At 71.9% G+C, this 24325-nt stretch carries 20 protein-coding genes, 1 tRNA gene, 1 other RNA gene and 1 pseudogene; 8 read left to right on the top strand and 15 right to left on the bottom strand.

Annotated elements, in window-relative coordinates; all coding sequences use genetic code 11:
- Positions 1 to 194: 194 nt before the first annotated feature.
- From ACGF2V_RS00340 to ACGF2V_RS00325, 4 genes are all read right to left on the bottom strand, one after another.
- The gene (locus tag ACGF2V_RS00340) at positions 195 to 1439 is read right to left on the bottom strand and encodes a cytochrome P450 (protein ID WP_362705841.1); all 1245 of its coding nucleotides are present in this window, start codon (positions 1437 to 1439) and stop codon (positions 195 to 197) included.
- 205 nt (positions 1440 to 1644) lie between these two features.
- Entirely contained in the window at positions 1645 to 3039 is a 1395-nt protein-coding gene (locus ACGF2V_RS00335) for an FAD/NAD(P)-binding oxidoreductase (RefSeq protein WP_362619855.1), read from the bottom strand.
- Positions 3029 to 3277: a ferredoxin gene (locus tag ACGF2V_RS00330; RefSeq protein WP_362619857.1), complete on the bottom strand. Its 249-nt coding sequence runs from the start codon at positions 3275 to 3277 to the stop codon at positions 3029 to 3031. Before ACGF2V_RS00330 ends, ACGF2V_RS00335 begins: the two co-directional genes overlap by 11 nt.
- Positions 3278 to 3942: 665 nt before the next feature.
- A complete protein-coding gene (locus tag ACGF2V_RS00325; RefSeq protein WP_362619859.1) occupies positions 3943 to 4167 on the bottom strand; it encodes a hypothetical protein in 225 nt (74 codons plus the stop codon).
- Between the two features lie 538 nt (positions 4168 to 4705).
- On the opposite strand from ACGF2V_RS00325, the gene ACGF2V_RS00320 reads away from it, so the two are divergent.
- The gene (locus ACGF2V_RS00320) at positions 4706 to 5032 is read left to right on the top strand and encodes a hypothetical protein (protein WP_362619861.1); all 327 of its coding nucleotides are present in this window, start codon (positions 4706 to 4708) and stop codon (positions 5030 to 5032) included.
- A gap of 96 nt (positions 5033 to 5128) precedes the next feature.
- Here the strand turns inward: ACGF2V_RS00320 and ACGF2V_RS00315 are convergent, their stop codons facing one another.
- The 9 genes from ACGF2V_RS00315 to ACGF2V_RS00275 are packed head-to-tail and all read right to left on the bottom strand — an operon-like array spanning position 5129 to position 12271.
- Complete coding sequence (locus tag ACGF2V_RS00315) at positions 5129 to 5710, bottom strand: histidine phosphatase family protein (RefSeq protein WP_362705844.1); 582 nt, start codon at positions 5708 to 5710, stop codon at positions 5129 to 5131.
- On the bottom strand, positions 5703 to 6464 hold the full coding sequence (locus ACGF2V_RS00310; protein ID WP_362705847.1) for an SDR family oxidoreductase: 762 nt from the start codon (positions 6462 to 6464) through the stop codon (positions 5703 to 5705). The genes ACGF2V_RS00315 and ACGF2V_RS00310 overlap by 8 nt, the downstream gene beginning before the upstream one ends.
- On the bottom strand, positions 6449 to 7585 hold the full coding sequence (locus tag ACGF2V_RS00305) for a hypothetical protein (protein ID WP_362705849.1): 1137 nt from the start codon (positions 7583 to 7585) through the stop codon (positions 6449 to 6451). Before ACGF2V_RS00305 ends, ACGF2V_RS00310 begins: the two co-directional genes overlap by 16 nt.
- Positions 7582 to 7917, bottom strand: a complete 336-nt coding sequence (locus ACGF2V_RS00300; RefSeq protein ID WP_362705851.1) for a glycosyltransferase family 9 protein — start codon at positions 7915 to 7917, stop codon at positions 7582 to 7584. Before ACGF2V_RS00300 ends, ACGF2V_RS00305 begins: the two co-directional genes overlap by 4 nt.
- On the bottom strand, positions 7872 to 8738 hold the full coding sequence (locus ACGF2V_RS00295; protein ID WP_362705853.1) for a hypothetical protein: 867 nt from the start codon (positions 8736 to 8738) through the stop codon (positions 7872 to 7874). The genes ACGF2V_RS00300 and ACGF2V_RS00295 overlap by 46 nt, the downstream gene beginning before the upstream one ends.
- Positions 8735 to 9310: a phosphoribosyltransferase gene (locus ACGF2V_RS00290; RefSeq protein ID WP_362619865.1), complete on the bottom strand. Its 576-nt coding sequence runs from the start codon at positions 9308 to 9310 to the stop codon at positions 8735 to 8737. The genes ACGF2V_RS00295 and ACGF2V_RS00290 overlap by 4 nt, the downstream gene beginning before the upstream one ends.
- Positions 9311 to 9357: 47 nt before the next feature.
- Positions 9358 to 11157, bottom strand: a complete 1800-nt coding sequence (locus tag ACGF2V_RS00285) for a DUF4254 domain-containing protein (RefSeq protein WP_362619867.1) — start codon at positions 11155 to 11157, stop codon at positions 9358 to 9360.
- Positions 11154 to 11807 (bottom strand): hypothetical protein, encoded by a 654-nt coding sequence (locus ACGF2V_RS00280; RefSeq protein WP_362619869.1) that lies wholly within the window; start codon positions 11805 to 11807, stop codon positions 11154 to 11156. The genes ACGF2V_RS00285 and ACGF2V_RS00280 overlap by 4 nt, the downstream gene beginning before the upstream one ends.
- Positions 11804 to 12271: an NUDIX domain-containing protein gene (locus ACGF2V_RS00275; RefSeq protein WP_362619871.1), complete on the bottom strand. Its 468-nt coding sequence runs from the start codon at positions 12269 to 12271 to the stop codon at positions 11804 to 11806. The genes ACGF2V_RS00280 and ACGF2V_RS00275 overlap by 4 nt, the downstream gene beginning before the upstream one ends.
- A gap of 275 nt (positions 12272 to 12546) precedes the next feature.
- Between ACGF2V_RS00275 and ACGF2V_RS00270 the strand changes: the two genes are divergently transcribed.
- Genes ACGF2V_RS00270 through ACGF2V_RS00260 form a run of 3 tightly spaced genes read left to right on the top strand, consistent with a single transcriptional unit; the run spans position 12547 to position 15134 of the window.
- Positions 12547 to 13620, top strand: a complete 1074-nt coding sequence (locus ACGF2V_RS00270) for a hypothetical protein (RefSeq protein ID WP_362619944.1) — start codon at positions 12547 to 12549, stop codon at positions 13618 to 13620.
- Between the two features lie 25 nt (positions 13621 to 13645).
- Entirely contained in the window at positions 13646 to 14215 is a 570-nt protein-coding gene (locus ACGF2V_RS00265) for an isochorismatase family cysteine hydrolase (RefSeq protein ID WP_362705855.1), read from the top strand.
- 4 nt (positions 14216 to 14219) lie between these two features.
- Positions 14220 to 15134, top strand: coding sequence for an FAD-dependent oxidoreductase (locus tag ACGF2V_RS00260; RefSeq protein ID WP_362705857.1), 915 nt, complete (start codon positions 14220 to 14222; stop codon positions 15132 to 15134).
- Positions 15135 to 15244: 110 nt separating this feature from the next.
- On the opposite strand, the pseudogene ACGF2V_RS00255 reads toward ACGF2V_RS00260, so the two are convergent.
- A pseudogene (locus tag ACGF2V_RS00255) lies at positions 15245 to 16280 on the bottom strand (mobilization protein); the annotation flags it as partial.
- A 325-nt stretch (positions 16281 to 16605) separates the two neighbouring features.
- Positions 16606 to 16693, bottom strand: a tRNA-Ser gene (locus ACGF2V_RS00250).
- Positions 16694 to 16921: 228 nt separating this feature from the next.
- Between ACGF2V_RS00250 and ffs the strand changes: the two genes are divergently transcribed.
- The 4 genes from ffs to ACGF2V_RS00230 all read left to right on the top strand — a co-directional run bounded on the left by ffs (position 16922) and on the right by ACGF2V_RS00230 (position 23845).
- Positions 16922 to 17018, top strand: an RNA gene (gene ffs, locus ACGF2V_RS00245) — signal recognition particle sRNA small type.
- Positions 17019 to 17103: 85 nt separating this feature from the next.
- The gene (locus tag ACGF2V_RS00240) at positions 17104 to 19335 is read left to right on the top strand and encodes a DNA polymerase III subunit gamma and tau (protein WP_362705859.1); all 2232 of its coding nucleotides are present in this window, start codon (positions 17104 to 17106) and stop codon (positions 19333 to 19335) included.
- A 416-nt stretch (positions 19336 to 19751) separates the two neighbouring features.
- The gene (gene purD, locus ACGF2V_RS00235) at positions 19752 to 21002 is read left to right on the top strand and encodes a phosphoribosylamine--glycine ligase (protein WP_362705861.1); all 1251 of its coding nucleotides are present in this window, start codon (positions 19752 to 19754) and stop codon (positions 21000 to 21002) included.
- Positions 21003 to 21823: 821 nt separating this feature from the next.
- The gene (locus ACGF2V_RS00230) at positions 21824 to 23845 is read left to right on the top strand and encodes a hypothetical protein (protein ID WP_362705863.1); all 2022 of its coding nucleotides are present in this window, start codon (positions 21824 to 21826) and stop codon (positions 23843 to 23845) included.
- Positions 23846 to 24325: the final 480 nt, after the last annotated feature.

Genomic DNA, 24325 nt, shown 5'->3' with positions numbered 1-24325 from the left:
GCATCCATCATGGTCGGCCGCCCCGGGCACGGGCCGGGCCGCAAGCCTTTCCGCCCGGCCTGGTCCGGGGCGAGTCGGCCTGGTCCGGGGCGAGTCGTCCGGCCACGGAGCCGCCCGGTTTCCCGTACGGTCCGGGCGCACGCCGCTCCCCGCCCGGCCCGCACCGCTTTCACTTTCTTCACCCGGACCCTTTTTTACCCGGTCCGGCCCTGTACCTCGTCGAACGCGATGTTCAGATGCCGGGGCCCGCGCAGCACGGCGTTGCGCCGGTACGGCGGCGGGTCCTCCACCAGACGCGGGCTGTCGAGCCTGCGGACCAGCTCGGTGAGGGCGATCTGGGCTTCCAGGCGGGCGAGGGGCGCGCCGAAACAGGCATGGATACCGCTGCCGAAACCGAGGTGCTGGTTGTCCTCCCGGTCGGGGTCGAAGCGGTCCGGATCGGCGAACCGCCGCGGGTCGCGGTTGCCGGAGGCCAGCATGAGCCAGAGGGCGGAGCCCTTGGTGACGGTGGTGCCGTACAGGTCGATGTCTGCGAGGACGGTGCGCTGCGGCAACAGTTGCACGGGAGGTTCGAAGCGCAGGAGTTCCTCCACGACCGGACCGGCGAGCCGGGGGTCGGCGCGAAGCCGTTCCAGTACCTCGGGGTTGCGCAGGAGGGTGAGCATCCCGTTGGTGATCAGGTTGACCGTGGTCTCGTGGCCGGCGATCAGCAGCAGGGAGGCGGTGCTGAGCACCTCCATGCGACTCATCCGCCCGTCCGGGCCCTGCTGGTTGACCAGCGCGGAGAGCAGGTCGTCGCCGGGCACGTCGCCGCGTTCGTCGATGAGCTCGGACAGGTACGTGCCCAGCTCGGTCCGGGCCTGCTGGGTGACCCGGCGCCCTTCTTCGGGGTCCTGGCCCGGCGCCGGGTCGAGACCGGCGGCGATGGTGTCCGCCCAGGCGTGGAAGCGCGGCTCGTCCTCGCGCGGAACGCCGAGCAGCCGGCAGATCACGGTGACGGGGAACGGGTACGAGAAGTCGTCGACGAGGTCGACCTGCTTCCGGTCCCCGAACGCGTCGATGAGCCCGGAGACGATCCCGGCCAGTTCGCCCCGCATGTCGTGGATGCGCCGGGGCGTCTCCGGCGGCCCGAAGGGGCACATCGTCATGCGGCGCAGCCGGTCGTGCTCGGGAGGATCGAGCCGGAGGAAAGAGGGCGGGAGCACGGACGTGTCCTCGTCCGGGAGCAGGGCCCCGGCGGCGCCGGGGGAGAGGTTGCGGGCGTCCGAGCTGACCCGGGGGTCGTGCAGCAGGCCCTTGATCTCCCAGTACGTGCTGACGACGAACAGTCCGTCACCGCCCTGGACGACCGGCGTTCTGCGGAGTTCGGCGTACAGAGGGTAGGGGTCGGCGCGGTTTTCGTAGGAGAGGATCTGCCGCAGGAGTTCTTCGTGCGTCATGGTGGCGGTCCTTGGGAGGGGCGGGGTCCGGGACGGGAGGGGACGGGCCGGTCCGGGGCGGGAGGGGACGGGCCCGGTCCGGGGCGGTCCGGGCCGGGCCGGCCCGTCCCCTCCCGGGGAACGGTCCCGGTCCCGGTGCTGTCCCGGCCCCGGTGATGGTCCGGGCCCAGCCAGGGGCTACGTGCCCGGGGCTACGTGCCCGGGCTCAGGCACGGGCGGGGGTGAACGTGATCTGCTGGTCGGTCGGCGAGTAGCCGCTCACGGTGACGGACGGCCCGTGCGTGGGCAGGGAGGGGTCCGGGAAGTCGGCCGGGACGGGGCGCAGACCTTCGGGACGGTGGTCCACGGAGGCGTACGTCGGCGGGAACGGCGCGGCCGACTCGATCTGCCGCTGATAGAACTCCAGCCACTTCGTCTGGTCGAACGCGACGGCGGCGATGACCCGGTCCTGGTACCCGTACACGCAGGTGAAACGGCGATCGGCGAGCGACCCCTGAGCGACGACGAGTTCCTCGCCCAGGGACGGGACGCCGACCGACTTGATGTTGACGCCGAACTGGGCGGACCAGAACGCCGGCACCCACAGGTGCGGGCGGCGCTGCGAGCTGCTGCTGATCATGTTGTGCGCCGCGGTCTCTGCCTGCGCGACGGCGTTGCCCCAGTGTTCGAGGGACAGGAACTGGTACCCGAAGAGCGCGTGCGGGGACCGGGCGACGTCCCCGGCCACGAACACGTCGTCGGTGACGATGCCGCGTACGTCGAACGCCCGGCACCCGGCGTCGCAGGCGATCCCGCGCGGACCGGCGCCCAGCCCGGACCCGGCCAGCCATTCGGTGTTGCGTGACGCACCGAGCGAGACCACCGCGACATCGGCGTCGAGAGCGGTGCCGTCGGACAGATGGGCCCGCCGCAGGCGCCCCGCCGCGTCGCCCTCCAGGGCCGTGACCGTGATTCCGCAGCGCAGGTCCACCCCGTGCGCGCGCTGCAACTCCGCGGCCACCCGGCCCACCACCCCGCCGAGCGCCCCCACGAGCGGCGCCGCACCACGCTCGGCCACGGTCACCGGCAGCCCGCGTTCGCGACAGGCCGACGCGATCTCCGAACCGGTGAACCCGGCGCCGATGACGAGGACCCTGCGGGGCGACGCGGCCAGCCGCCGCCGCAGCCGGGCCGCGTCCTCGCGGGTGCGCAGGACGAAGACCCCGTCGAGCCGGGCCTCCGCCTCGTGCGGCCAGGGGCGGGCGTGCACCCCGGTGGCGATCAGAAGCCGGTCGTACGGCACCTCGTCCCCGTCGGCCAGACGCACCCGCTTGGCCGCCATGTCGAGGCCGGTGGCGGCGACACCGAGCCGCCAGTGCGCGTCGAGCGCCACGCGCCGGGGCAGCGCGGTGCGTTCGGGGGCCGCCCGGCCCAGCAGGACCTGCTTGGAGAGCGGCGGCCGGTCGTACGGTTCGTGGGGCTCGTCGCCGATCAGCGTGAGCGATCCGGCGAAGCCCTCTTTGCGAAGCGTCTCCGCGGCCCGGAGCCCGGCCAGCGAGGCGCCGACGATCACGATGCGCCCCTCGCGCCGCAGCCACTCCAGCGACCCGTCACCGGACACCGGACAGCCCCCCTCGCGCACCGGCCTGTTCGAGTGCCGCGTCACCGAGGCCGTCCTCGACGAGGATCGCCTGCACCGGGCACGCGGTGGCGGCGCGCAGCACCTGATCCCGCTGCGCCTCGTCGGCGTGCGGGTTGTACAGCAGCGCCTCGTCGCCGTGCATGGCGAACACATCCGGTGCGAGAAAGGCGCACTGTGCGTAGCCCTGACACCGGTTGAGATCGACGACAAGCCTCATCAAGGGGCCGCCTTTCCGAGTAGTACCCCGCCTCAGCCTGAGAGGACCGCCGTGGTTCCGCGAGCAATGGCGGTCCGATGGAGTCAGCGGCACCCGCCGGCCGCGCTGCGCAGCCACGCGTGAGCGCACCGGATCCGAGGAACCCCGTTGCCGCAGGCAATGCCGAAAGAGGCGTACAAGAAACGTCGGGTCAGCCCTTGACGCGGACGAAAACGGGAGGAAAATAGTGGATACACCAGAAAACCAGAGCGGGCCGCAACGTCGGCGGAGACGTTCGCTGATACGCGTGACCCACTTGGTTGGCTCTGGCCAGGCCCCCGGCGGATCCACCCGGTCCCGGAGTTGTCAACGACGGTTGAGACTCACGAGATCGAGAAGGACTACCGGGGACTGCTTATGTCTGGGCCCCTTTTCGCCCCGCGACCAGAAGCCGCAGTCCGCGACCAGGATCGCGGCGGCCCGCAACAAGCCAGGACCGGCCCCCACCGCTCCCGTTCCCGTTCCCGCTCCCGGGCCACTTGCGTCCGCAGGCCATTGCCCAAGGGCGCGCCCAGGGCGCCCGTCTCTGACCCAGGCGCGACATGGGGCTTCCGGTGATGCTCGAGACGTTCGAATGCCTGTGCTGCCGACGCGGGGCGCTGTTCGACCCGCACCGTCCCGGACAGTCAAGCCCCTTCCCCGCACCGCCGAAGCACCCCCACAGCCCTTGCCGCCACCGCACTCTTCGAACGCCGTCGCAAGTCCGGTCCGATGAAGACACCGTCACGTTCAGCGGTGCCGATGTAGGTCGAACCCTGGAACTCGTTCTCCGGCGCGAAGAGCGCACGGGAGATCCGCAGGACCTCAGCCTCGAACTCCGATTCTTCCTGTTGCTTCTCGTTCGATGGCACGAGGACTCCCTCCAAGTCGTGACTGACGTCGCATCATATGGGTGAGAGGCTGCCCGATTTGCGCTCCCACTGGTTCAGTCGCTACAAGCTCGTGCGTGTGATGGGCGACGTGAGTACGCTTGGTCGCGCTATGTAATCGATGACCTGTGACGGACATGCTGGAGTGACAGTGGTCCACCCTTTCGCGCCGCCGCCGCAGAACGCACAACGGCCACCCTGGTCGGCGTTAGACGAGTACCTGTGGCACTCGTGCGACATCCTCGCCGACCTCCTCGAACGGCGCCTGGCCAGCCGCCCGCTGGTCGCTACTACTGCACGGCTCGGGCAAGGAGACCGTGCCCTTGCCGTCGGGCCCGGGCAGCGTTCGACCTGGCGAGCCCTGGGAAACGGGAGATATCGACACAGCAGCATGGTCGCGGTCGGTAACCCGGCTTTCGTCGTGGGCAGTTTGGTGGGCTCCGCGCTAGGCAATTCTGCTCGGCGTCGCCAAGCGCAGCACGATGCACGACCGCGGTGGGTGCTGGACGGCCCCGGAGAGGTGACCATCACCCTGCGGAGGCTGTTCTTCGCCCACCCGGTGTGTGAGCTCGACCTCGACTGGAGAGCACTCAGCTCGATCGATCTCGTGGCCCCGGATTCGTTCCAGACGGGCTTCGTCAACACCCGCGGCCAGCACGTGACAATCCGCGTGCAAACGCCATGGGCGTCGCTGATTTTTGCCGTTGCTGCTGTTACGGCATTCCCATCTCACCCTCGTCTACTCGGCCGAGGGTGGCTCCCGGCAGACTTTGAGCAGCGATGTGTCAGCCTCGGGCGTCACTGCCGCCCAGCTGCCCAACTTGCCTTGGATGTGCGCGGGCTGTGATGCGGCCGGGAGGGGAAGGGCGCGGCGTATTCGGTCGCGTCCTTTGTGCTGTTGCCAGGGAACAGCAGCCAGTGCGCCAGCTGTTCACCGGGCAGGTCACTCAAGACCGGGTCCCACGCGTTGGTGGGCAGGCAGAAGCCGGAGTTCGGCGAACGGCCAGGGCGTTTTCGCCGCGGTGACGAAGGCGGCCGGGCCTTCGGGGAGGTGGGTGAGGACGCCGAGGAGGAGGGTGTGGGAGACGGCCAGGAGAGGGCCGTGGCGTTGGGCGGTGTGGTGGAGGAAGGTGGCGCAGTGGCGGGCGCGGGTGTGGAGGTCAGTGAGGCTTTCGCCATCTTCGCAGCGTAGGGAGGGGCTGGCGAGGCGGCGGGCTCGCCAGGCGCGGTAGGCCGGCGGGTAGGTCTCGGCGGCGCGGCCGAGGACGATGCTCGGGGCGCGCCATTCGGCGAGGAAGCCGGAGGTGGCGACGATGGCCAGGCCCGTGAGGTGCGAGACGAGGGTGGCGGTCTGGCGGGCACGGGGGATCGGGCTGGTGACGATGGCGGTGATGCCTTCGGGGAGGGGGAGGGAGCGGCGTACCTGGTCGCGGCCCTCCTGCGTGAGGGCGGCTTCGTGCGGGGCGTGGTAGCCGGGGCGGTGGCCTTCGTAGGCACCGTGGCGCATGAGCCAGATGTCAGCCAAGGAGCCAGCCTCCGTCGACGCGCAGGGTCTGGCCGGTGATGAAGCCGACGTCGTCGGTGGCGAGGAAGGCAACGGCCGCGGCGACGTCGTCCGGGCGGCCCCGACGCTGGACGCACTGGCGGGCGAGCTGCCGGACGGTCATAGCTTCCGGGTCGTCGACGACGGTGCTCTCGGCGGGGACATGGATGGAGCCGGGGGCGACGCAGTTGGCGGTGATGCCGGCGGGGCCGAGCTCGCGGGCCAGGGCGCGGGTGAGTCCTTCGAGGCCGGCCTTGGCGCTGATGTAGCCGGCAAGGTCGTGGCGGCCCGCGGTGGCGAGGACAGAACCGATGGTGATGATCCGGCCCCAGCCGGCGGCCGTCATGGCGGGGGTGAGCTCGTGGGCGAGGAGGTAGTGGCTGGTCAGGTTGGTGGCCAGGGCGTCGTCCCAGTGGGTCGGCGTCGTCTCCGGCCACGGGCGGCGGGGGTAGGCGCCGGCGTTGCTGACCAGGATGTCGACCGGGCCGAGTGCGTCGTGGGCTTGGTGGCAGAGGGCGCGTACGGCCTCGTCCTCGCGGAGGTCGGCTCCCAGGGGGACGGCGGTGCCTCCGCTGTCGGTGATGTGGGCGGTGAGTTCGGCTGCGGCCTGGTCGTCGTTGAGGTGGGCGAGGGCGATGGTGGCGCCGTCGGCGGCGAGGCGGCGGGCGATGGCCGAGCCGAGGCCGCCGGTGGCTCCGGTGACCAGGGCGGTGCGGCCGTTCAGGGGGCCGGGCATGGCGACTCCAGCGGGCAGAAGTAGGTGGTCGGGTCGAAGGCGGGGCTCATGGCCTCGGCGAGCCGGGCGAGGAGGACGAGCCGGTCCTCGGGGGCCAGGTCGGCCAGGTTGTAGACGCCGAGGATGCGCATGGCGAGGTAGGGGCGGAGCAGGTTCGCCAGGTCCTCGCCGGGCCAGAGACGGTCCGCGACTGGTTGTACGAGCTGGTTCCAGTACGCGGTCACGGCGGTTCGTCGGGGAGCCGAGAGGCGCGGGGCGTGGTCGATGTGAATGGTGCTCGTGGTGTGGTCGATGTCCGCTCGCCGGAGCTCTGGGGCGTTGGCCGGAACGTGCGCGAAGGTAGCCGGATGGTCGGCGAAGGCGGTCGGGTTGTACGTGGGTACGAGCCAGCCGCCGAGGGCGGAGGCGTACCAGAGGAAGTTGGCGAACTCACCGGCGATGCTGTTCATCCCGGCGGTGTCGTAGTCGAACCAGGCGAGCGGGTGGGCGAGGTTGACGTCGGTGGGGTCGCCCTGGGTGAGGGCGGCCCAGACGGGTTCGGCCTTGGCGAAATGGGCGCGGAGCCAGCGGAGGGTGGCCGCCCAGTCCAGGTGGTGCCGACGGCCGTTGATGCTCAGCGTGTACGTGTCGAGGCGGGAGACCGGGACGTCGATGAGGCCGTCGGCGATCAGGAAGTCCTTGCCGGCGTAGTACGTGTCGAGCCGGCCGCCGGGTGCCGCGCGGTCCCAGTACAGCTTGCGGACGACGTGCGCCGGTTCGGCCGGCGATGCAGTCATGAGGATGACCTCGCAATACGTGGCCGTGAGCTGGTCCATGTAGGTGTGGAGGTCACTGCTCGGCTCGTCCGCGTTGAGGAGGTCGAGCAGGAGGCCCTTGTCGGTGTCGCCGGGGAGGCGTTCGTACGCGAGGAGGTGCCCGCCCGGTACGCGCAAGTGGGTGTGGAGGGCAGGGACGCGGTAGTGCCGAGACAGGCGGGCGTGGCCGCGGATCTCCTTGCGGGCCTCGGCCGGGTCCCGGGTGTACTTCAGGAGCAGTGGGCGGCCGAGGAGGTCGACGGGGCAGAGCAGGTTGTGGGTGAAGCGCCGTACCAGACCGAGCCGGAGGAGAGGCTGGACGGTCATGGCCTCACCCTGTCGAGGAGTTCCAGGCCGACCTGGGCCAGTGCGGTGGGCGGGAAGGCGTCCATGTGGACGTCCGTGTCTGGGGCGATGGCATCGCGGACGGGGCAGAGGTCGCCCTGGTGCATGCGGTCGGACAGGTCGGTGGCGACGGCGTGGTGGTGCGGCAGGCCGGTGCGCCACTTGCTGTGGCTGTGGCGTGCGTACAGGCCGATGGTTGGCGGGCCGCTGCACTCTCTGCCGCGCGCCATAGCGGCGAGGTGGGTGAGGCCGGTGTCGTTGCCGACGATCAGGTGGCAGTGCGGGAAGAGGTCGGCGAGGTGGTCGGCTGGCATCCCGTCGAGGCTGAGCACCTGTACATGGCGCCTGGGGGCCTCCGCGGTGATGCGGAGGCCGTCGCCCGGTCACCGCCGATGAGCAGCAGCCGGGCCTGGGCCTGGTGGGCCTCGGCGATGTGCTCGGCCAGGGCGACGTACCGCTGGGCGGTGTAGTCCTTGCGCTCCGGCCAGCTGGTGGCGGTGATGGCGGCGATGTTCAGGTCGCCCAGCCAGCCCACCGAGCGCAGTTCCTCCACGAGGTTGTTCGGCCCGGTCGCGAGGGTGGGAGCGAAGGGGGCCGTGGCGGGCAGGCGGATGCCGAGGCGGCGCTCCATCGCCAGGTAGTGGCGGGCGGGCAGGTCCGGGTGGGCGCGTCCGTCGGTCGACCAGCAGGGCGGGGCTGCTGGGTCGAGCACCAGGCTCACCGCCGCCGTCGAGCCCTGTGCCTCGACCCCTGCGCGGTCGCCGAGCACGGCCTGCCAGCCGCTGGGCGTGGTGGTCTGGGGTCGCGGGATCAGCCCGGTGCGGGCGATCAGCTCCGCGTACGGACCCGCCACCCGGACGGCCACGTGAACCGAGCGCAGCCGCAGCCAGTCGAGGACCGCGCGCATCCCCGAGAGCGCGAGGAGGGTGTCGCCGAGCTTCCCTTCGAAAGCCACAACGATCTCACCGCATCCGCTCAGGCGGTGGACGAGCTCGGTGGAGGCAGCGAGTGGGAGCGGTGCGCCGATGGGAATGTCGTCCCGGTCGTACCCGAGCGGGGTGGTGTGGACGGCCTCGGCAGAGACGGCCGGGGAACCGTGGTGGAACCGGATCCCCGCCGGGGCGGCCGTGGTCATACCGCGCCCTCGATCGTGGTGAGCGAGACCAGCGGCAGGCCGAGGTCGGTGAGCAGGTCGCGGGCTCCGCGGGTGGTGTCCTCCACCAGGCAGGTCGCCGCCAGCGGGACGGCGCTGGCCTCGCGGAGGCGGCGGATGAGGTCGGCCAGGGTCCGGCCGGTGGTGATCTCGTCGTCCACGATGACGATCCGCTGGCCGGGGGCGATGCCGTACGCGAAGACGTCGGTGCGCATCGCGTGGGGCTCGCTGAAGCGGACCGCGCCGTCGAGCGGGAGGTGCAGCTTCCAGGCGATCTTGTACGGGAGGTGGGCGGCGCCGGCGAGGGAGACGGTCGGCAAGATGCCGCCGGCGTCCAGGCCAAGGAGGAAGTCCACGGAGCCGAGTTCGTCCGGCACCTGCTCCTGGAGCAGACGCCACAGGTCGGCCCCGGTGTTGGCCAGGGCATCGGGGTGGACCGGGTCCTCCAGGCCGTCCAAGGAGTGGATGACGCGCTCGCGGCGGCTCGTGGCTCCGACGCTGAGGCGCTCGACGATCCGGGCTGAGAAGGAAGGCATGGCGATGGTTTCGGGCATGGCGAAGCTCCTGTCGGGTGGAGAAGGAGGAAGGGGAGAGGGGCCGTTCAGGCGGCGAGCTGGGCGGCGTACCAGGTAAGGAGCTGGTCGACGGCCGTGGTGACGGGCTTGAGAACGAGCTCGGTGTCGCCGTCGCGCCAGGCACTGGCGATCTCGGCCAGGGAGGGCGCCGACACAGCGGCCAGGCCCGGCATGCGGGAGGCCGCGGCGAGGATTTGGTCGGGACCGGACTCCCACTGGTTGTGCTCGCGCAGGAGGAGACGGCAGGCGAGCACGAGGTGCTTGTAGAGCTGCCGCAGGGTGGCCGGTCCCGCGTCGGCGCGCAGGCGGCGCATGGTCAGGATGACCTGCGGGAGTTCCCGGACAGCGGCGAACGCCAGCTCGTTCCGGCTGATCTTCGGCAGTTCGAGGTCGGGCGCGGTGTGCAGGACGGGGTTGCCCTGCTGGAGTTGGTGGAGGATGAACGCCAGGCGCGGGGTGAGTCGCCGGGCGGTCAGTTCGCCGGGTGTGACGAGGGTGGGGCCGAGGGAGGCCGCACCGCCCAGGGCGGTCCGGTACTGCTCCAGGGCCTCGTGGACCCGTCCGGTGGCCTCGTGTTCGGCGATCACGAGGAGGTCCAGGTCGGACCAGCCGGCGATCCAGCTGCCCTCGCCGGGGCTGCCGGTCAGGGCGGCGAGCCGTACGCCGGGGCCGTATGCCCGTACCGCGTCGGTGAAGTCGGCCGTCGCCGAGGCGATGGCGGCCGACAGGCCGATCCCGTACGGGGTGGCCACGCGCAGCGCCGCAGTGGCGGGCGGGGCGGCGATGCGCCGGAGGCGGGCGCGGAGGGCGGCGATGCTTCCCGTGTTGTCGATGACGTGGTCGGCGAGCGCAGCGACCTGGTGGGCGCCACGACTCATTTTGATCTCGTCCTTCGCTGCGACGGCCTGGGCCGACATCCCGGACCGCTCGACGCGTACGGCGAAAGAGGCATCCAGATAGACGATCTGGAGCGTGTCGCCCATGAGCTGCTTGAGCTCGGCGATCGACGCGTCGTCGTGGACGGACTCGATGGTGAACAGCTTCATGTCGACGTGGGCGTCCGCGAAGCGGTTCAGCTCGCCGAGCAGCAGTTCGGCCTGTCGGCGGGCCGACAGCGCGTACGGGTCTGCGAGGCCCTCCCGGTGGGCGGCCTGCCGCAGCAGGAAGCCGATCTTGAGACGCTGGGCGCCGCACGTGCGCTGGACGAACTCGGCGCTGGTGCTCTTGCCGCACTCGCTCAACCCGCCGAAGGCGAGGACCCGGCGCAGGTGCCGACTCGGCTGGATCTCCGCGAGGACGGCGTCGTCCCGGCCGTACAGTTTGAAGCGGGCCGGTACGGGAAGCCGACGGCGGCCGGCCACGACATCGGCGACCAGCGCGTCGAGGGCGGCGCACAGCTCCTCCCGCTGGCAGTGGAGGGCGGGGACGCGTCGGCGGGCCAGCTCGTCCCGGGCCGCCGCCCGTTCGCTGTGCCAGATCCGCAGAATCAGGACCGACAGGCGGTCGACGACGGAGGCGAGCGTCTCGGTGTGCAGCGGCGCGTCGGCGCGGCCCGCGTCCGCCAGCGAGCCGAGGACCTCGTCGGCCCGCTCGGCGAGCGCGTTGCGTTCGGCGTTGAGCTGGTCGATCTCCCGCTTGCAGTCGGCGACCTGGGCGGCGGACAGTAAGGCGCCGCGCACCCGGTCCTCGGCGTTCCACAGGCGTCCGTTGACGGTGTGGAGCCGGGTGACGGTGTCGTCCAGGCGGTGCCGGTCCTTGTCCTGAAGCGCGGCGATGGCGCGTGACAGACCAGATGGCAGGACCAGGGGCGGGGAGTTCTGGGTCATCGGGGACTCCCGTCGGTGGGTCGGGGGAGGCCGACGTGGCCGAGTACGTCGGAGTGGATGTCGTCCAGCGAGCGGCCCTCGCAGTCCACGACCGCGGTGTACGCGCCGTGGTCGACCTGGTGAAGCAGGACCGCGTGCAGCGTCTTCTGATAGGCCGGGTACACCCCGGTCCAGGGGCGGCCCTCGCGGGCGCTCGTGATGGCGTAGCTGCGTTCGGTGTCGAGTGACGGCAGCAGGAGGATCGCGGTCTCCGGCGCGGTGGCCCGCGAACCGGCAATGCCCGCCACGGTCTTCAACCCCTCGCCGACCGCCAGCCCGTCCTTGACCACACAGGTCGCGGTGGCCACGGCAAGCAGCATGGGCAGGCCCCGGTCCAGCAGCCCCGTACGCCCGGCCTCGCGGGCGGCGGCCCGCTTGGCATGGCCGACGAGCAGCATCTCGGTCAGCTCGACCGTCGTGGACGTTTTGAACCACCACCGGGCGTAGTCGCCGGCCGCCACCCGCGACCACGGCTGGGGGTCGTGCTCGTGGACGGCTCCCAGCGGCTGGAAGCCGTCCCAGCGCCCGGCCAGCCGCCCCAGGTGGGTCGTCTTGCCCACGTTGTCAGGGCCGTTGAGGCTGACGAAGTCCGGACCTGCGCCATCGCTCACGCCTCGCGGATCGGGGTGTCGAGGACGGAGACGATCGCGTCCGTGTTCGCGGCGACGAAGTCGGCGAGCTGCGGCGGCATCAGGTTCAGCTCGCGGACGGCCTCGGCGGTGAACGGCACCCGGACCACCTCGTACCCGCCCCGCTCCGGCTTGGAGAACTCCGTCCCCGTACGCGCGGCCAGGTCCATCGACTCCAGGCGCGCGGCGAAGATGTGCTGGATGCCGACGCCGCCCTCCAGCTCGTCGGTGATCAGGTGGACGAGCTCGGCGCGCTCCAGCTTGCCGCCCAGCTCCTCGAACACCTCCCGGTGGAGGGCCGCCTCGATGGTCGCGTCGTCCTCCTCGACCCCTCCGCCGACCGACACCCAGTACGGCTCCCTCCCGGGCTTGGTGCGCTTGATCAGAATCAGCTCGTCGCCGTCGAGGAGGATGGCGCGGGCGTTGCGCTTAACGATGTCGGTCATGCCGTTTGCTCCTTCAGGTGGTGGTACAGGAGAGAACGGGCGGAGGGCCGCCTGGTCGCGGCCGGCACCTCCCCGGCTCGGTGAACTCAGCATGGTGCAGGTCGGTGACGGGGTGTGACGTAGACGTGCTGCAGCAATGCCGCAGCGCTGCTGAACACGGCTGGCTACGCTGGGCGTTTCGGCGTTCCACCGGGTGACGGACAGGGGGTACGACGGTGGTCACAGTGCAGCGATGGTCCGGCCGGGAAGCCCGGCTGTTACGCGACGCCCTGCGCATGAGCCTGCGGGACTTCGCCGCCTACCTGGGTGTGAGCGACCGGACCGTATCGAACTGGGAAGGCGGCGGGGCGAGTTACCAGCCCCGTGGTGAATCCCAAGCCGTCCTCGACACCGCGCTCGGCCGCGCGTCGGATGACGTGAAGGCCCGGTTCGCGGCAGCCCTGGGAACGAACGGCGCTGCTCCACCCGTCACAGGCCGGATCGGAGTCGACTCCCACAAGTTCCTGCCGGTCTTCATCGGCGTCGAGCGCGCCGGCCGGCTCCGCGCGCACATGACGCCGAGCGCGGGCGACCAGTGGCTGGAGTCCTCCTCGGCCCGCGTGGACCACCCCGAAGCGCAGGACTGCGTTCTGCACGTTTTCGCGTGCGGAGCCGCCGTCTTCCACCTCGTCCAACCGCACGAGCCTCCCGCGCTCACCGATCTCGCCGTCTGGCGCTACCGCTCGTACGCCTCCGACCTGCCCTGGGCGCGGAACAAGCTCCGCGACCTCCTGGACGAGGACCGCGACCGCGTCCCCAACCCCGAGTACGTCCTTTCCCTATACTGGCTTGCCTCCGCACCCTGGACCGGAGACGCCTACGACACCGGACTGCGCCTGCTGTCCACACCCTCGGTCCTGGTCGACCGCGGAGCCCCGGGCGGGCCCGCGCCCCTGGACGGCACGGTTGAGGCATCGCTCCTGGCCACCGGCTTCGACCACCCGGACATCGTGTCCTTCGGCGTGCGGGGAGTCTCCGCCGGCTACGCCGGCTGGTCCGGCGTCGCCTACGCCTCCCACTCCCGCGAGCGCGGCCTCACCATCGACGAGCTGGTCGCCTGCGAGCTGACCGTCCAGGCCCTGTGGTGCTTCACCCGCCAGGTCCAGCAGATGATCGAGGACGGCCAGGACCCCTCCATGCCCGAGCAGTACGGTTGGCGCTTCCTGCGCGCCGCCACCTCCCGGCTCACCACCGCCCGCGCCCAGGAGACCGCGCAGCACGTCCTCATGCGGGAGGCCATCATGAAGACCAGCGGACTGGCCGAACGGCTGCGCGCCGCACAGGACGCTCTACGCGAGAGCGTCGGCTGAGAACCCTGGGCAGGAGAGATACCGGATGGACATCAGCAGCGCCGCGCTGGTCGTGATCGACATGCAGAACGGCTTCGTGAACCACCACAGCCGCCACGCCGTGCCCGCGGTCTCCGACCTGGTCGCCCAGTGGTCCGCCGCCGGCCGACCCGTGATCTTCACCCGGTACTTCAACTATCCGGACAGCCCCTACGAGCGCTTCTTCCAGTGGCGCCGGCTCCAAGAAGCGCCCGAGACCGACATCGTCCCCGAACTCGCCGAGGCTGCCGCCCACGCACACACGGTCGTTGACAAGACTGGGTACACGCTCCTCACCCCGGAGGCCACCGAACTGATCCGCCGGGCCGGCTGGACTGACCTCGTCTTCTGCGGGATCGCCACCGAGAGCTGCGTCCTGAAGTCCGCCGCCGACGCCTTCGAACACGGCTACGCACCCTGGATCGTCACCGACGCCTGCGCCACCGACGCCGGCCCCGACGTCCACGACGCCGGCCTCCTCGTCGCCCGCCGCCTGATCGGAACCGGCCAACTCGTCACCACCGACCACGTGATCGGCCAACTCACTGCGTATGCCGGGGCCCCGGTGCTGGAATAGCCCCATGGCCGACACGCTGTACGACACCGACCTGATCATCATCGGCGGCGGCCCGGCCGGCTGCGCCGCCGCCCGCATGGCCGCCAGCGTCGGCATGCGCTCGATCCTGATCGAGCCGGACCGGCTGTGCCGCATCCTCTACCGGATCCCGGCCCTGAACAACGTCCTCGGCGGCTACACCAGCGGCCCCGAGCTCGCCGACTCCATCGTCGCGGAACTGAAGAGCACGGAGCTGTGCCGCCTCGAACTCGGCCGACACGTCACTGCACTCCACGCCGACGACGACCAGGTGACCGCCACAGTCGACGCCAGCACCCGCCTCACTGCCCCGTACGCCATCGTCGCCACCGGAGTCGGCCCTCTCCAGCCCCGCGACGTCACCTGGATCACCGCTCCCGACAGCCTCACCCTGCCCCCGCTCTGGCAGGCCGAGGCGGACGACGCCGAGGGCCGCACCCTTCTCGTCCTCGGCGGAGACCGCCCGATCGGCACCTTCCTGCGGGCTCACCCGGACACCGACACCCGCCTGCTTGTGGCGTACCCGGCCGCCGACGCGTACAAGATCGAGGAGATCCGAGAAGACCCCCGCGTCACGCTCCTCCCCATTGAGCACCTGACGCTGGACCGCGGAGAAGGTGCCTCGGTGTCAGCGGAAGCGGTGGGCCAGGGCGGTGCACGGCAGACGACCACGGCGGATGCCGCCTACCTCAGCATCGGAAACGCGCCCACCGCCCCGCCCGGCGACCTGACCCGTGGCGCGGACGGATACTGCCCGCCCACCGACCAGCACCCCCGCGTCATCGTGGCCGGCGACCTCCGTTCCGCCCGCTTCCAACGGATTATGACCGCTCTGGGCTCCGGCAGCGAGGCCGCACTACACGCTTACTACGCGGCGCGGGAGCTGCCTGCCAAGGGCTGACCACGTCCGTGCGGTACGGCGGCGAAGGAGGGCGTTCAGATCGGCATTGCTGCGCGTCCTCCGCCCATGATGGCGAAGCAGCGACAAGCGGTACCGCTCGGTTTTGCGGGTCAGCGCTGTCGCGGGGAACCGTTCGCGGGCCTGGTTCCGATGTGTGCGGGCTGTCCTGGCGCGGAAACGGCGCGGGCGCCGCTGGCTTGCTGGTCCTGGGAATTCTGGGGATCCGCAGGGAGGTCGGCCATCCGCCGAAGCCGCCACACGAGCACGTCGCTCACGCGTTCCGCCGTGTCCAGTTCTCGTAGGGCAGCTGCCTGGGTGAGCAGGGTGGTGGGGTTGTGGCTGGTGGTTCGGGCTTCGTGGAGGGTGGCTGCGAGGGCGGGCCAGCCGGGTTCGGCCAGGATACGGTCGGCCAGTTCGGGCAGGGCATGGCGTACGGCGGTGCGTGGTGGCGTTGCCAGGAGGGGGCCAGGCGGCTGCCCTGCTGGTGGAGCAGGGCCATGGGGTTGCTGGCGGCGGCCGGGTAGGCGGCGCGAAGGTGTGCGGCGGCTCGGTGGGCGGCTTCGGCCTGCTGGGCGTGCTGTTTCCCGGCGTGCCAGTGCGCAGCGGCGGTGATCAGGAAGACCAGCATGTCGATGACCGTCGCGGTGGTGGCGCCGTCTTCACCTCGGCCGAAGGCCGGGCCGCTGTGGACGAGGTCGCGGGCGGCTCGGCGCAGGGCGTGGTCGTGGCCTCGTACGGCGCGGACGTGGGAACGGGAGGCGCGTTCGAACGCGGTGTGGCTGCTGCCTGGAGTTCGTGGCGGGTGTGGGCGGCGGAGGTCTGAGCGAGGGCGTCGAGGACTTCGCCGGTGGCGGCGATCTGCGCGGCGATGACGCCGTCGTCACCGTGGTCGATGACGAGCAACGCCCGCCAGGCGGCGCTGGTGGTGCGCCGACGTGCGGACGCGGGCCCGGTCACCGACGGCAAGGCAGGCTGCTGGGTGGGGTCGTCCGGGTTCTGAGTCCAGCGTTCGCGGATACGGGGCAGGGAGAGGTCCGGGGCGAGCTTGGAGCCGGAGTAGAAGACCGGCTCGCCCTTGCCGTTGCGGTCGCCGGGGAGGGCGACGGTGTAGCCGAGGGTGTCGCCCGACCCTGCCGTCCCCGGTCGACAAGAGCGTCTTGTCCTTGTCGGTCCAGGTCAGTTCGAGACGGCCCTGGTGTCGGGGTGTCGAGTTCGAGGCCATGCGGCGATCTCTTGCGGTGGGGAGATGACGGTGTCCATCTTGTCGGAGTCCCGACGGGGACGACGGCGAACCATGACACTGACCAGGTGCTGCGTGCCTGCTCCAGCCGTTCCTTCCGGAGGTCGCGCGACCTCCGGACCTGCTGCCTACTGTGAGGGCCAGGCAACTGAGACCAAAACTGAGACCACGCACGTCGAAGGGCCCCACCGCGAACGGTGGGGCCCTTCGACAACGTGCCCGGTGAGGCACTGGCGGAGGATACGAGATTCGAACTCGTGAGGGGTTGCCCCCAACACGCTTTCCAAGCGTGCGCCCTAGGCCACTAGGCGAATCCTCCGCCGCAAACAATACAAGACGTTGAGGAGTGCTCGCGAACCCCTTCCGCTTCAAGATCCGCTCGGGACTGTTCGGAGCGGCTCGGGGAGGCTCGAAGATGCGGGGAAAGAGACGTGGGGGACCGGGACGGGGGAGCGGGCGGCGGGTGGACGGGACGCGGGTGGACGGTGGGGTGGGTGAGGTGAGTGGGGAGGTGGACCAGGAGGGGTGGGGATCGGCTAAGGTGGGCGTCAGCCCCTCACGTGGCGCTATCTGACTGAACTCCCCCAGGGCCGGAAGGCAGCAAGGGTAGGTCGGCTCTGGCGGGTGCGTGGGGGGCCCTTGTGTTTCCCGAGGGCCCGAGATGGTCCGGTGAGGGCGGGTGCGCCGGGGCGGGACCGGTTGTCGGTGCGCCCGGATAACCTCGTATGTGTGTCGTCCCTTGCGCTGTACCGCCGCTATCGCCCCGAGTCGTTCGCCGAGGTCATTGGGCAGGAGCATGTCACTGACCCGCTGCAGCAGGCCCTGCGGAACAACCGGGTCAATCACGCGTACCTGTTCAGCGGTCCGCGTGGCTGCGGGAAGACGACCAGTGCGCGCATCCTGGCCCGCTGCCTGAACTGCGAGCAGGGGCCGACGCCCACGCCGTGCGGGGAGTGCCGTTCCTGCCAGGACCTCGCGCGCAACGGGCCGGGGTCGATCGACGTGATCGAGATCGACGCCGCATCGCACGGCGGCGTGGACGACGCCCGCGATCTGCGGGAGAAGGCGTTCTTCGGGCCCGCGTCGAGTCGTTACAAGATCTACATCATCGACGAGGCGCACATGGTCACCTCGGCGGGGTTCAACGCCCTGCTGAAGGTGGTCGAGGAGCCGCCGGAGCACCTCAAGTTCATCTTCGCGACCACCGAGCCCGAGAAGGTCATCGGCACCATCCGGTCGCGTACGCACCACTACCCGTTCCGGCTGGTTCCGCCGGGCACCCTGCGCGACTACCTCGCGCAGGTCTGCGGCCAGGAGGACATCCCCGTCGAGGACGGTGTGCTGCCCCTCGTCGTACGGGCCGGGGCCGGGTCGGTGCGTGACTCGATGTCGGTGATGGACCAGTTGCTGGCCGGTGCGGGCGAGGACGGTGTGACGTACGCCATGGCGACGTCCCTGCTCGGTTACACGGACGGCTCGCTGCTCGACTCCATCGTGGACGCCTTCGCGGCGGGCGACGGGGCCGCGGCGTTCGAGGCCGTGGACCGGGTGATCGAGGGCGGCAACGATCCGCGCCGCTTCGTCGCCGACCTGCTGGAGCGGCTGCGCGACCTGGTGATCCTGGCCGCCGTGCCGGACGCCGGGGAGAAGGGGCTGATCGACGCGCCCGCCGATGTCGTCGAGCGGATGCAGGCCCAGGCGTCCGTCTTCGGCGCGGCCGAGCTGAGCCGTGCCGCCGACCTGGTCAACGAGGGGCTGACGGAGATGCGCGGGGCGACCTCGCCGCGTCTCCAGGTCGAGCTGATCTGTGCCCGGGTGCTGCTGCCCGCCGCCTTCGACGATGAGCGTTCGCTGCAGGCCCGCCTGGACCGGCTGGAGCGCGGCGCGTCCTTCGCGACCGCCGGGCCGGGGCCCGCCATGGGGTACGTGCCGGGGCCCGAAGCCCTGGCCCATGCACCCGCTCCCGTCCCGTCGGCCGCCCAGCCGGGCGGCCCCGCTGCGGCGCGCGCCGCCGCACGAGGGGAAGCGCCCCCGCCCGCAGCGCCCGAGCCCGCCGCAGCAGCCGTGATGCCGCCCGCGCCCGCACCGGCGCCTCCGGCATCGGCGCAGCCCGCCGTGCCCCAGCAGCCCCCCGTCGCGCCGCCGACCGGGGCCGGGGCGCCCGCGGGCGGTCAGCGTCCCGGGGCCTGGCCCACCGCCACCGCGCCGGAATCCGGCCGCCGCCCAGGCGGCTGGCCGACCGCCGCCGCCCCCGGCCGGTCGCAGGCGCCGCAGTCCGCGCCCGCCCCGGCCGCCCCTGCCCCGGCCGCTCCCGTGGCACCGGCGCCCGCCGCCGAGCCGAGCCCGGGAATGGCGCAGGGCGCGGGTCAGGTACGGAACATGTGGCCGGACATCCTGGAAGCGGTGAAGAACCGCCGCCGGTTCACCTGGATCCTGCTCAGTCAGAACGCCCAGGTGACGGGCTTCGACGGCACCACTCTGCAACTCGGCTTCCTCAACGCGGGTGCCCGCGACAATTTCGCGAGCAGCGGCAGCGAGGACGTGCTGAGACAGGCCCTTGCCGAGCGGTTCAACGCGCAGTGGAAGATCGAGGCGATCGTCGACCCCTCGGGCGGTGCGGGCACACCGCCGCAGCCCGGCGGCGGTCGGTCCTACGCCGCACCGCCCGCGGCTCAGCGCCCCGCATCGCCGCCCGCGCCTCAGCAGCAGTACGAGCCCCGCCCCGCGCCCGCCGCCGCCCCGACCCCGCAGCCGAGCGCGCCACCCGCGGTGGAACCCGCCCCGGCGTCCTACTCCCCGCAGCAGTCCTCCGCCGCGCCCGAGGCGCCGCAGCCTGTTGCTCCCGAGGACGACATCCCCGAGGCCGACGATCCGGACCTGGTCGATTCAGCGCTGTCCGGGCACGAGTTGATCGTCCGGGAGCTGGGCGCCACGGTCCTGGAGGAGTTCACGAACGAGTAACGGGTCGCGGGGCACGGGTAACGAGTAGAGAGCAGCGAGCAGCGAGCAGGAAGAAGCTCGCGGGCGAGCAGGAAGAAGCTCGCGGGCGAGCAGGAGAGGTTGGGGGCGAGCGGGAGGAGCCCGCGGAGTCCGCGCACGGGCTGGTGGAGTTCGCCGCGGGGACTGGGGGGGGCTCCCCGCACAGGCCGGTGGAGTTCGCGAACGGGACTGGGGGAGTCCGCGGACGCGTCTACACGCAGCGGCGTGTCCGTCCCGTACGGCGGGGCGCGGGGCCGTGATGCACGGCGCGGGGTACGGAGCCCGGCCCCGGGCGAAAGCCCGTACGGCGCGGGGGCCGCTTCGCGCCGCGTCGCCCGGTGTGTCCACGGAGCGGCGCCCGTCAAGACCGCCGCGCCCCGGCGGCTAGGCTGCATTCCGTGAAGGTCCTCGTCATCGGCGGCGGCGCCCGCGAACACGCCCTGTGCCGCTCCCTCTCCCTCGACTCCGACGTCACCGCTCTGTACTGCGCTCCCGGCAACGCCGGTATCGCGGAGGTGGCCGAACTCCACCCGGTCGACATCCTCGACGGTGACGCCGTCGCGCGTCTCGCCACCGAACTGGGCGCCGATCTGGTGGTCGTCGGCCCGGAGGCGCCGCTCGTCGCCGGGGTCGCCGACGCCGTGCGTGCTGCCGGCATTCCCTGCTTCGGCCCCTCCGGCGACGCGGCCCGGCTGGAGGGCTCCAAGGCGTTCGCCAAGGACGTGATGGCCGTGGCGGGCGTGCCCACAGCCCGCAGCTACGTCTGCACCAACCCCGTCGAGATCGATGCCGCCCTCGACGCCTTCGGCGCGCCGTACGTCGTCAAGGACGACGGTCTCGCCGCCGGCAAGGGTGTCGTCGTCACCGAGGACATCGAGGTGGCCCGCGCCCACGCCCTGGCCTGCGGCCGTGTCGTCATCGAGGAGTTCCTCGACGGTCCCGAGGTCAGCCTGTTCGCGATCACGGACGGCACCACCGTGCTGCCGCTCCGTCCCGCGCAGGACTTCAAGCGCGCCCTGGACGGCGACGAGGGCCCGAACACGGGCGGCATGGGCGCATACTCCCCGCTCCCGTGGACCGACCCCAAGCTGGTCGACGAGGTCGTGGAGTCGGTGCTCCAGCCGACCGTCGACGAGCTCCGCCGCCGTGGCACCCCGTTCTCCGGACTGCTGTACGCGGGCCTCGCGATCACCTCGCGCGGTGTCCGCGTGATCGAGTTCAACGCCCGGTTCGGCGACCCCGAGACCCAGGTCGTCCTGGCCCGCCTGAAGACCCCGCTGGCCGCCGTGCTGCTGGCCGCCGCCAACGGCACCCTCGACGAACTGCCACCGCTCAACTGGCGCGACGACGCGGCCGTCACCGTCGTCATCGCCTCGCACAACTACCCGGGTCCGCCGCGGACGGGGGACCCGATCGAAGGGCTCGACGACGTGGCGGCGCAGGATGCCCCGGACGCGTACGTCCTGCACGCCGGCACCCGGCGGGACGGCGACACGATCGTCAGCGCGGGCGGCCGGGTGCTGTCCGTGACCGCGACCGGCAAGGACCTCGCGACCGCCCGTGAGCGTGCTTACGCCGCGGTGGCCCGGATCCGGCTCGATGGCGCGCAGTTCCGTACGGACATCGCCCGGAAGGCCGCGGGAGCCTGAGCCCGGAAGCCCGGAAGCCGGGTCGCAGGTCCCGGGTCGCAGGTCCCGGAACCCGGGTCCCGGAAGCCGGATCCCGGGGCCACCAGAGGTCATGCCAAGGGCCTGGTCGGCCACCGGAGGCGATGTCACGGGGCCCTGGTCGGCTGACGGGACCGTGCCGAGGCCCGGTCGGGGTCGGTTGTCGGGACCGTGCCAAGGGGCCCGGCTGCCGCGGCGCGGCGCAGCCGGGGGCCGGGGTGTGGGTGACCGAAATCTCGTGGCCCCGCTGCCGCAGCGTGGCCCGGACCCGCTCTGCGGCAGCCGGCCCGGCCGCCGGGCCGACTGCGAACTTCTCCAGGGCTCGGCCGCCGGAGCCGTTCCCCGGTCACCGGGGTCGTCCGGGGCTCCCCGAGCCCGGGCCTGTCTCGTCTTGCCCGGGGACGCGGGCCGAGCCCGGCCACCCGTGTGACCGGCCACCCGTGCGCAGGCGGACCTGCCCGCATCCGATCCCTCGCCCAGCCTCTCCCCCCGGCCGTCTCGTCTGGTCCTCTTGGCCCCGCCCGCTCGCTCCGATCCGATCCCTGTTCCGGCCCCGTCGCGGCCCCCTCTTTTCGGCCACTGGCGCAACACTGCCAAAGTTGGCAGTGCGCCAGCACCTTTGCCCAAAGCCATTCCATCGAGTGACGCCTGAGTCATCCGGCTGACGCTCGCCGACACCCCCAACTAGTGTGCGGCGCAGGCACTCCGGCACTTGGCCCACTGACATTGCGATGTCAGTGACGGGTGCCACAGTGGGGGAGTGAGCAACACCGCTGCGGGGGCAGAGGGGGTGACGTCCGGCCGTGTCCGGTATCGGTGCAGGTGAGGAGCCGGGTGCGCGGAGCGCGCGTGCCCGGGCTGTCGCTCTGCTGCGCATCCGTAACAGAGCCACCGCGGCAGCCGTCCTTCCGGCCGCCGTGGCCGTCGTGCTGCTCGTCGCGGGCGCGCAGGGCCATGCGGTGGGCGACGCATGGGACGTGGCCCGTTGGATCGTCACCGCCTGCGCGGTCGTCGTGCTGTTGGTCGCCGCGGCAGTCGCCGTCGCGGTCGTACGGGCCAGGCCGGCGGTCAGTCCGACCGTGCCGCTCGCCGAGGAGGCCGCTCCCGACCTCTACCGCCTGGTCAGGGACCTCGCCGACCGACTGGGGGTGCCCGCGCCCTCGGCGATAGCCCTCACGCCCGACTGCGACAGCTGGCTGGAGGACCGCACACACCCCTCGGCGCAGCCCCCGTCCCGCCTCGATGCCGACCGGAAGCAGCCTGCCCCGACGCGGAAGGGGCGTTCCGGGGCGCGGCCCGACGACGGCTACGACGGCACCGCGTCCCGGGGCCGCGGACGGGCCCTGACGGCTCCCGTGCTGGTCATCGGTTCACCGTTCCTGTGGTGGATGAGGGTCGCGGAGCTACGGGCGGTGCTCGCCCCGGTCGTCGCGGGCACGGGCCCCTCCGCGCACCCCGACATAGCGGCGGCGCGCCGGTTCGTCAGGGGGCTCGACGGGGTGGTCGCGGACGCCGCCGTACGGGTTCCCGGGCCGCTGTCCGTGGTGCGGGGAGCGCCCCGTGTCGTCGTCGGCTGGATCGCCCGGCTGCTGCTTCGCAGCTGTCGCAGCCATGCTGCGGAGATGGAACGGGGCGTCGCCGCCGCCGCGTCCGTCCGTGCACAGGGTGTGGACTACGGCCTTCGGGTCGTCGCCCAGGAGCAGGTCGGCCTCGCGTACGCGGGCTGGGACCGGTTGCTCACGCGGGTCGCGCTGCCCGCGTGGGAGATGGGCCGCTGGCCGTCCAGGCTGGACGCGGGGGTGGTGTCCGCCCTCACCGAGCTGTCCAGGCGCGACCGGCTCGCCGACGACTTCGCCTCGCGGCTCGGCGAGCGTCCCGCCTGCGACCTCCTGGAGGAGCCGGGCGCGGCCGACGAGGCGACGTCCCTGCTGGCGGCCCGGCTGTTCCACGGCGGCCCCCCGGAGTCCGGCCCAGGGTGGTCGCCGGTCGACTGGCAGCAGTACCCGGAAGAGGTGGTCGACCGGAAGTGGCGCACCGAAGCGGCCCGTCTGCACCGCGTCCTCGACACCCTCGACCCGATGCGTGCGGCGTCCGCGCCCGCGACCGCACACTCCCCGGCCGTCGCCGGCGGTGGCGCCGGCCGAGCCGGCACCGTCCCCGGCTCCGACTCCGACTCGGCCGGGAGCCGTGGCGCGGCCGATGCCGCCGACCCTGGCCCGGTCGCCGCCCCCGACCGCGCTCCTGCTTCCGACCACGAAGCCGCATCCGACCGCACCCCCGCAGCCGCCTCCGACCGCCACGCCGCACCCACCCCCGCCCACGCCGCGTTTCCCTCCGACGCGGGGGTGCCCACGTTGGCCCGTGTCGTCGAGTACCTGGCGGGCCGGGACGACGACGGTGAGGAGCTTGCGGCGGGCATCGGCGCCGCGGTGGCCCGCGAGGCGGCAGCAGCCCGGCGCCGCCCTCCGTCCGACGGCGCACCGATGGCGCAGGGCGCCCCCGGCGCCGTCGACGCGGGAGGGGACGCCTTGGGCTTCTGGGGGCCCGTACCCCTCCCGCTCTTCCCGCTCCTGCCGCACCGTACGGGTACGGAGCTGCTTGCCGACCACGTCGCGGCGATGGTCTGCTGCGCCGCCGTCGACACGGCCGGCGCGACCCCCGGCCTCGACTGGCTCGACGGCCCGGCCCTGCTGGTCGACGGCGAGCGCCGGGCGGATCTGGGCGGTCCGGTCCTCAGTCTGGTCGAGGACGGAGACGCGGGACCGCTGCGTTCCTGGCTCGCCTCGGTCGGCGTACGGCCGGAAAAACCCGTCCGCCTCGTCTGAGCGGGCTGTGTCCGAGCGGGCCTCATCAGAACATACGAACGGCGAACGACCGTACATATGAACGGCGAATGGCCGTCCAGGCCCCGGACTCCCGCTGCACCTGCGGCCTCGGCAGGACTGAGCGTCAGGGCCTCCCGCTTACCCCCTTACCACGGTCTCTCGGCCGGGCGGTTCCACCGCATCCCCATCCGGCACAGAGGCATCGGAGGTATGGGAGGCATCGGACCGAATCGGAGGAACCGCAGGCATCGCGGCAGGTCGTGCCGATGTCTCGATACGCACCGATGCCTCGATATTCGGAAGGGAACGTTCCGTTCACGTCAATTCGCGACGAACGGTGACGGAGTGCATGCGTTATGTGATGTGCTGGGGATCGACGCTGACAGACGGCGTGTCACCGTTGGTGCGTCGATGACGCACGGCCGAAAGCGATCAAGGTTGACGACCCCCGGCCGATGGCAACCAGCGAACGCGCCGACG

Source organism: Streptomyces sp. NPDC047982 (genome assembly GCF_043204165.1).
GTDB lineage: Bacteria > Actinomycetota > Actinomycetes > Streptomycetales > Streptomycetaceae > Streptomyces.
The sequence above is the reverse complement of the archived record's forward strand: the minus strand, read 5'-3'. Positions and strand labels throughout refer to the sequence as shown.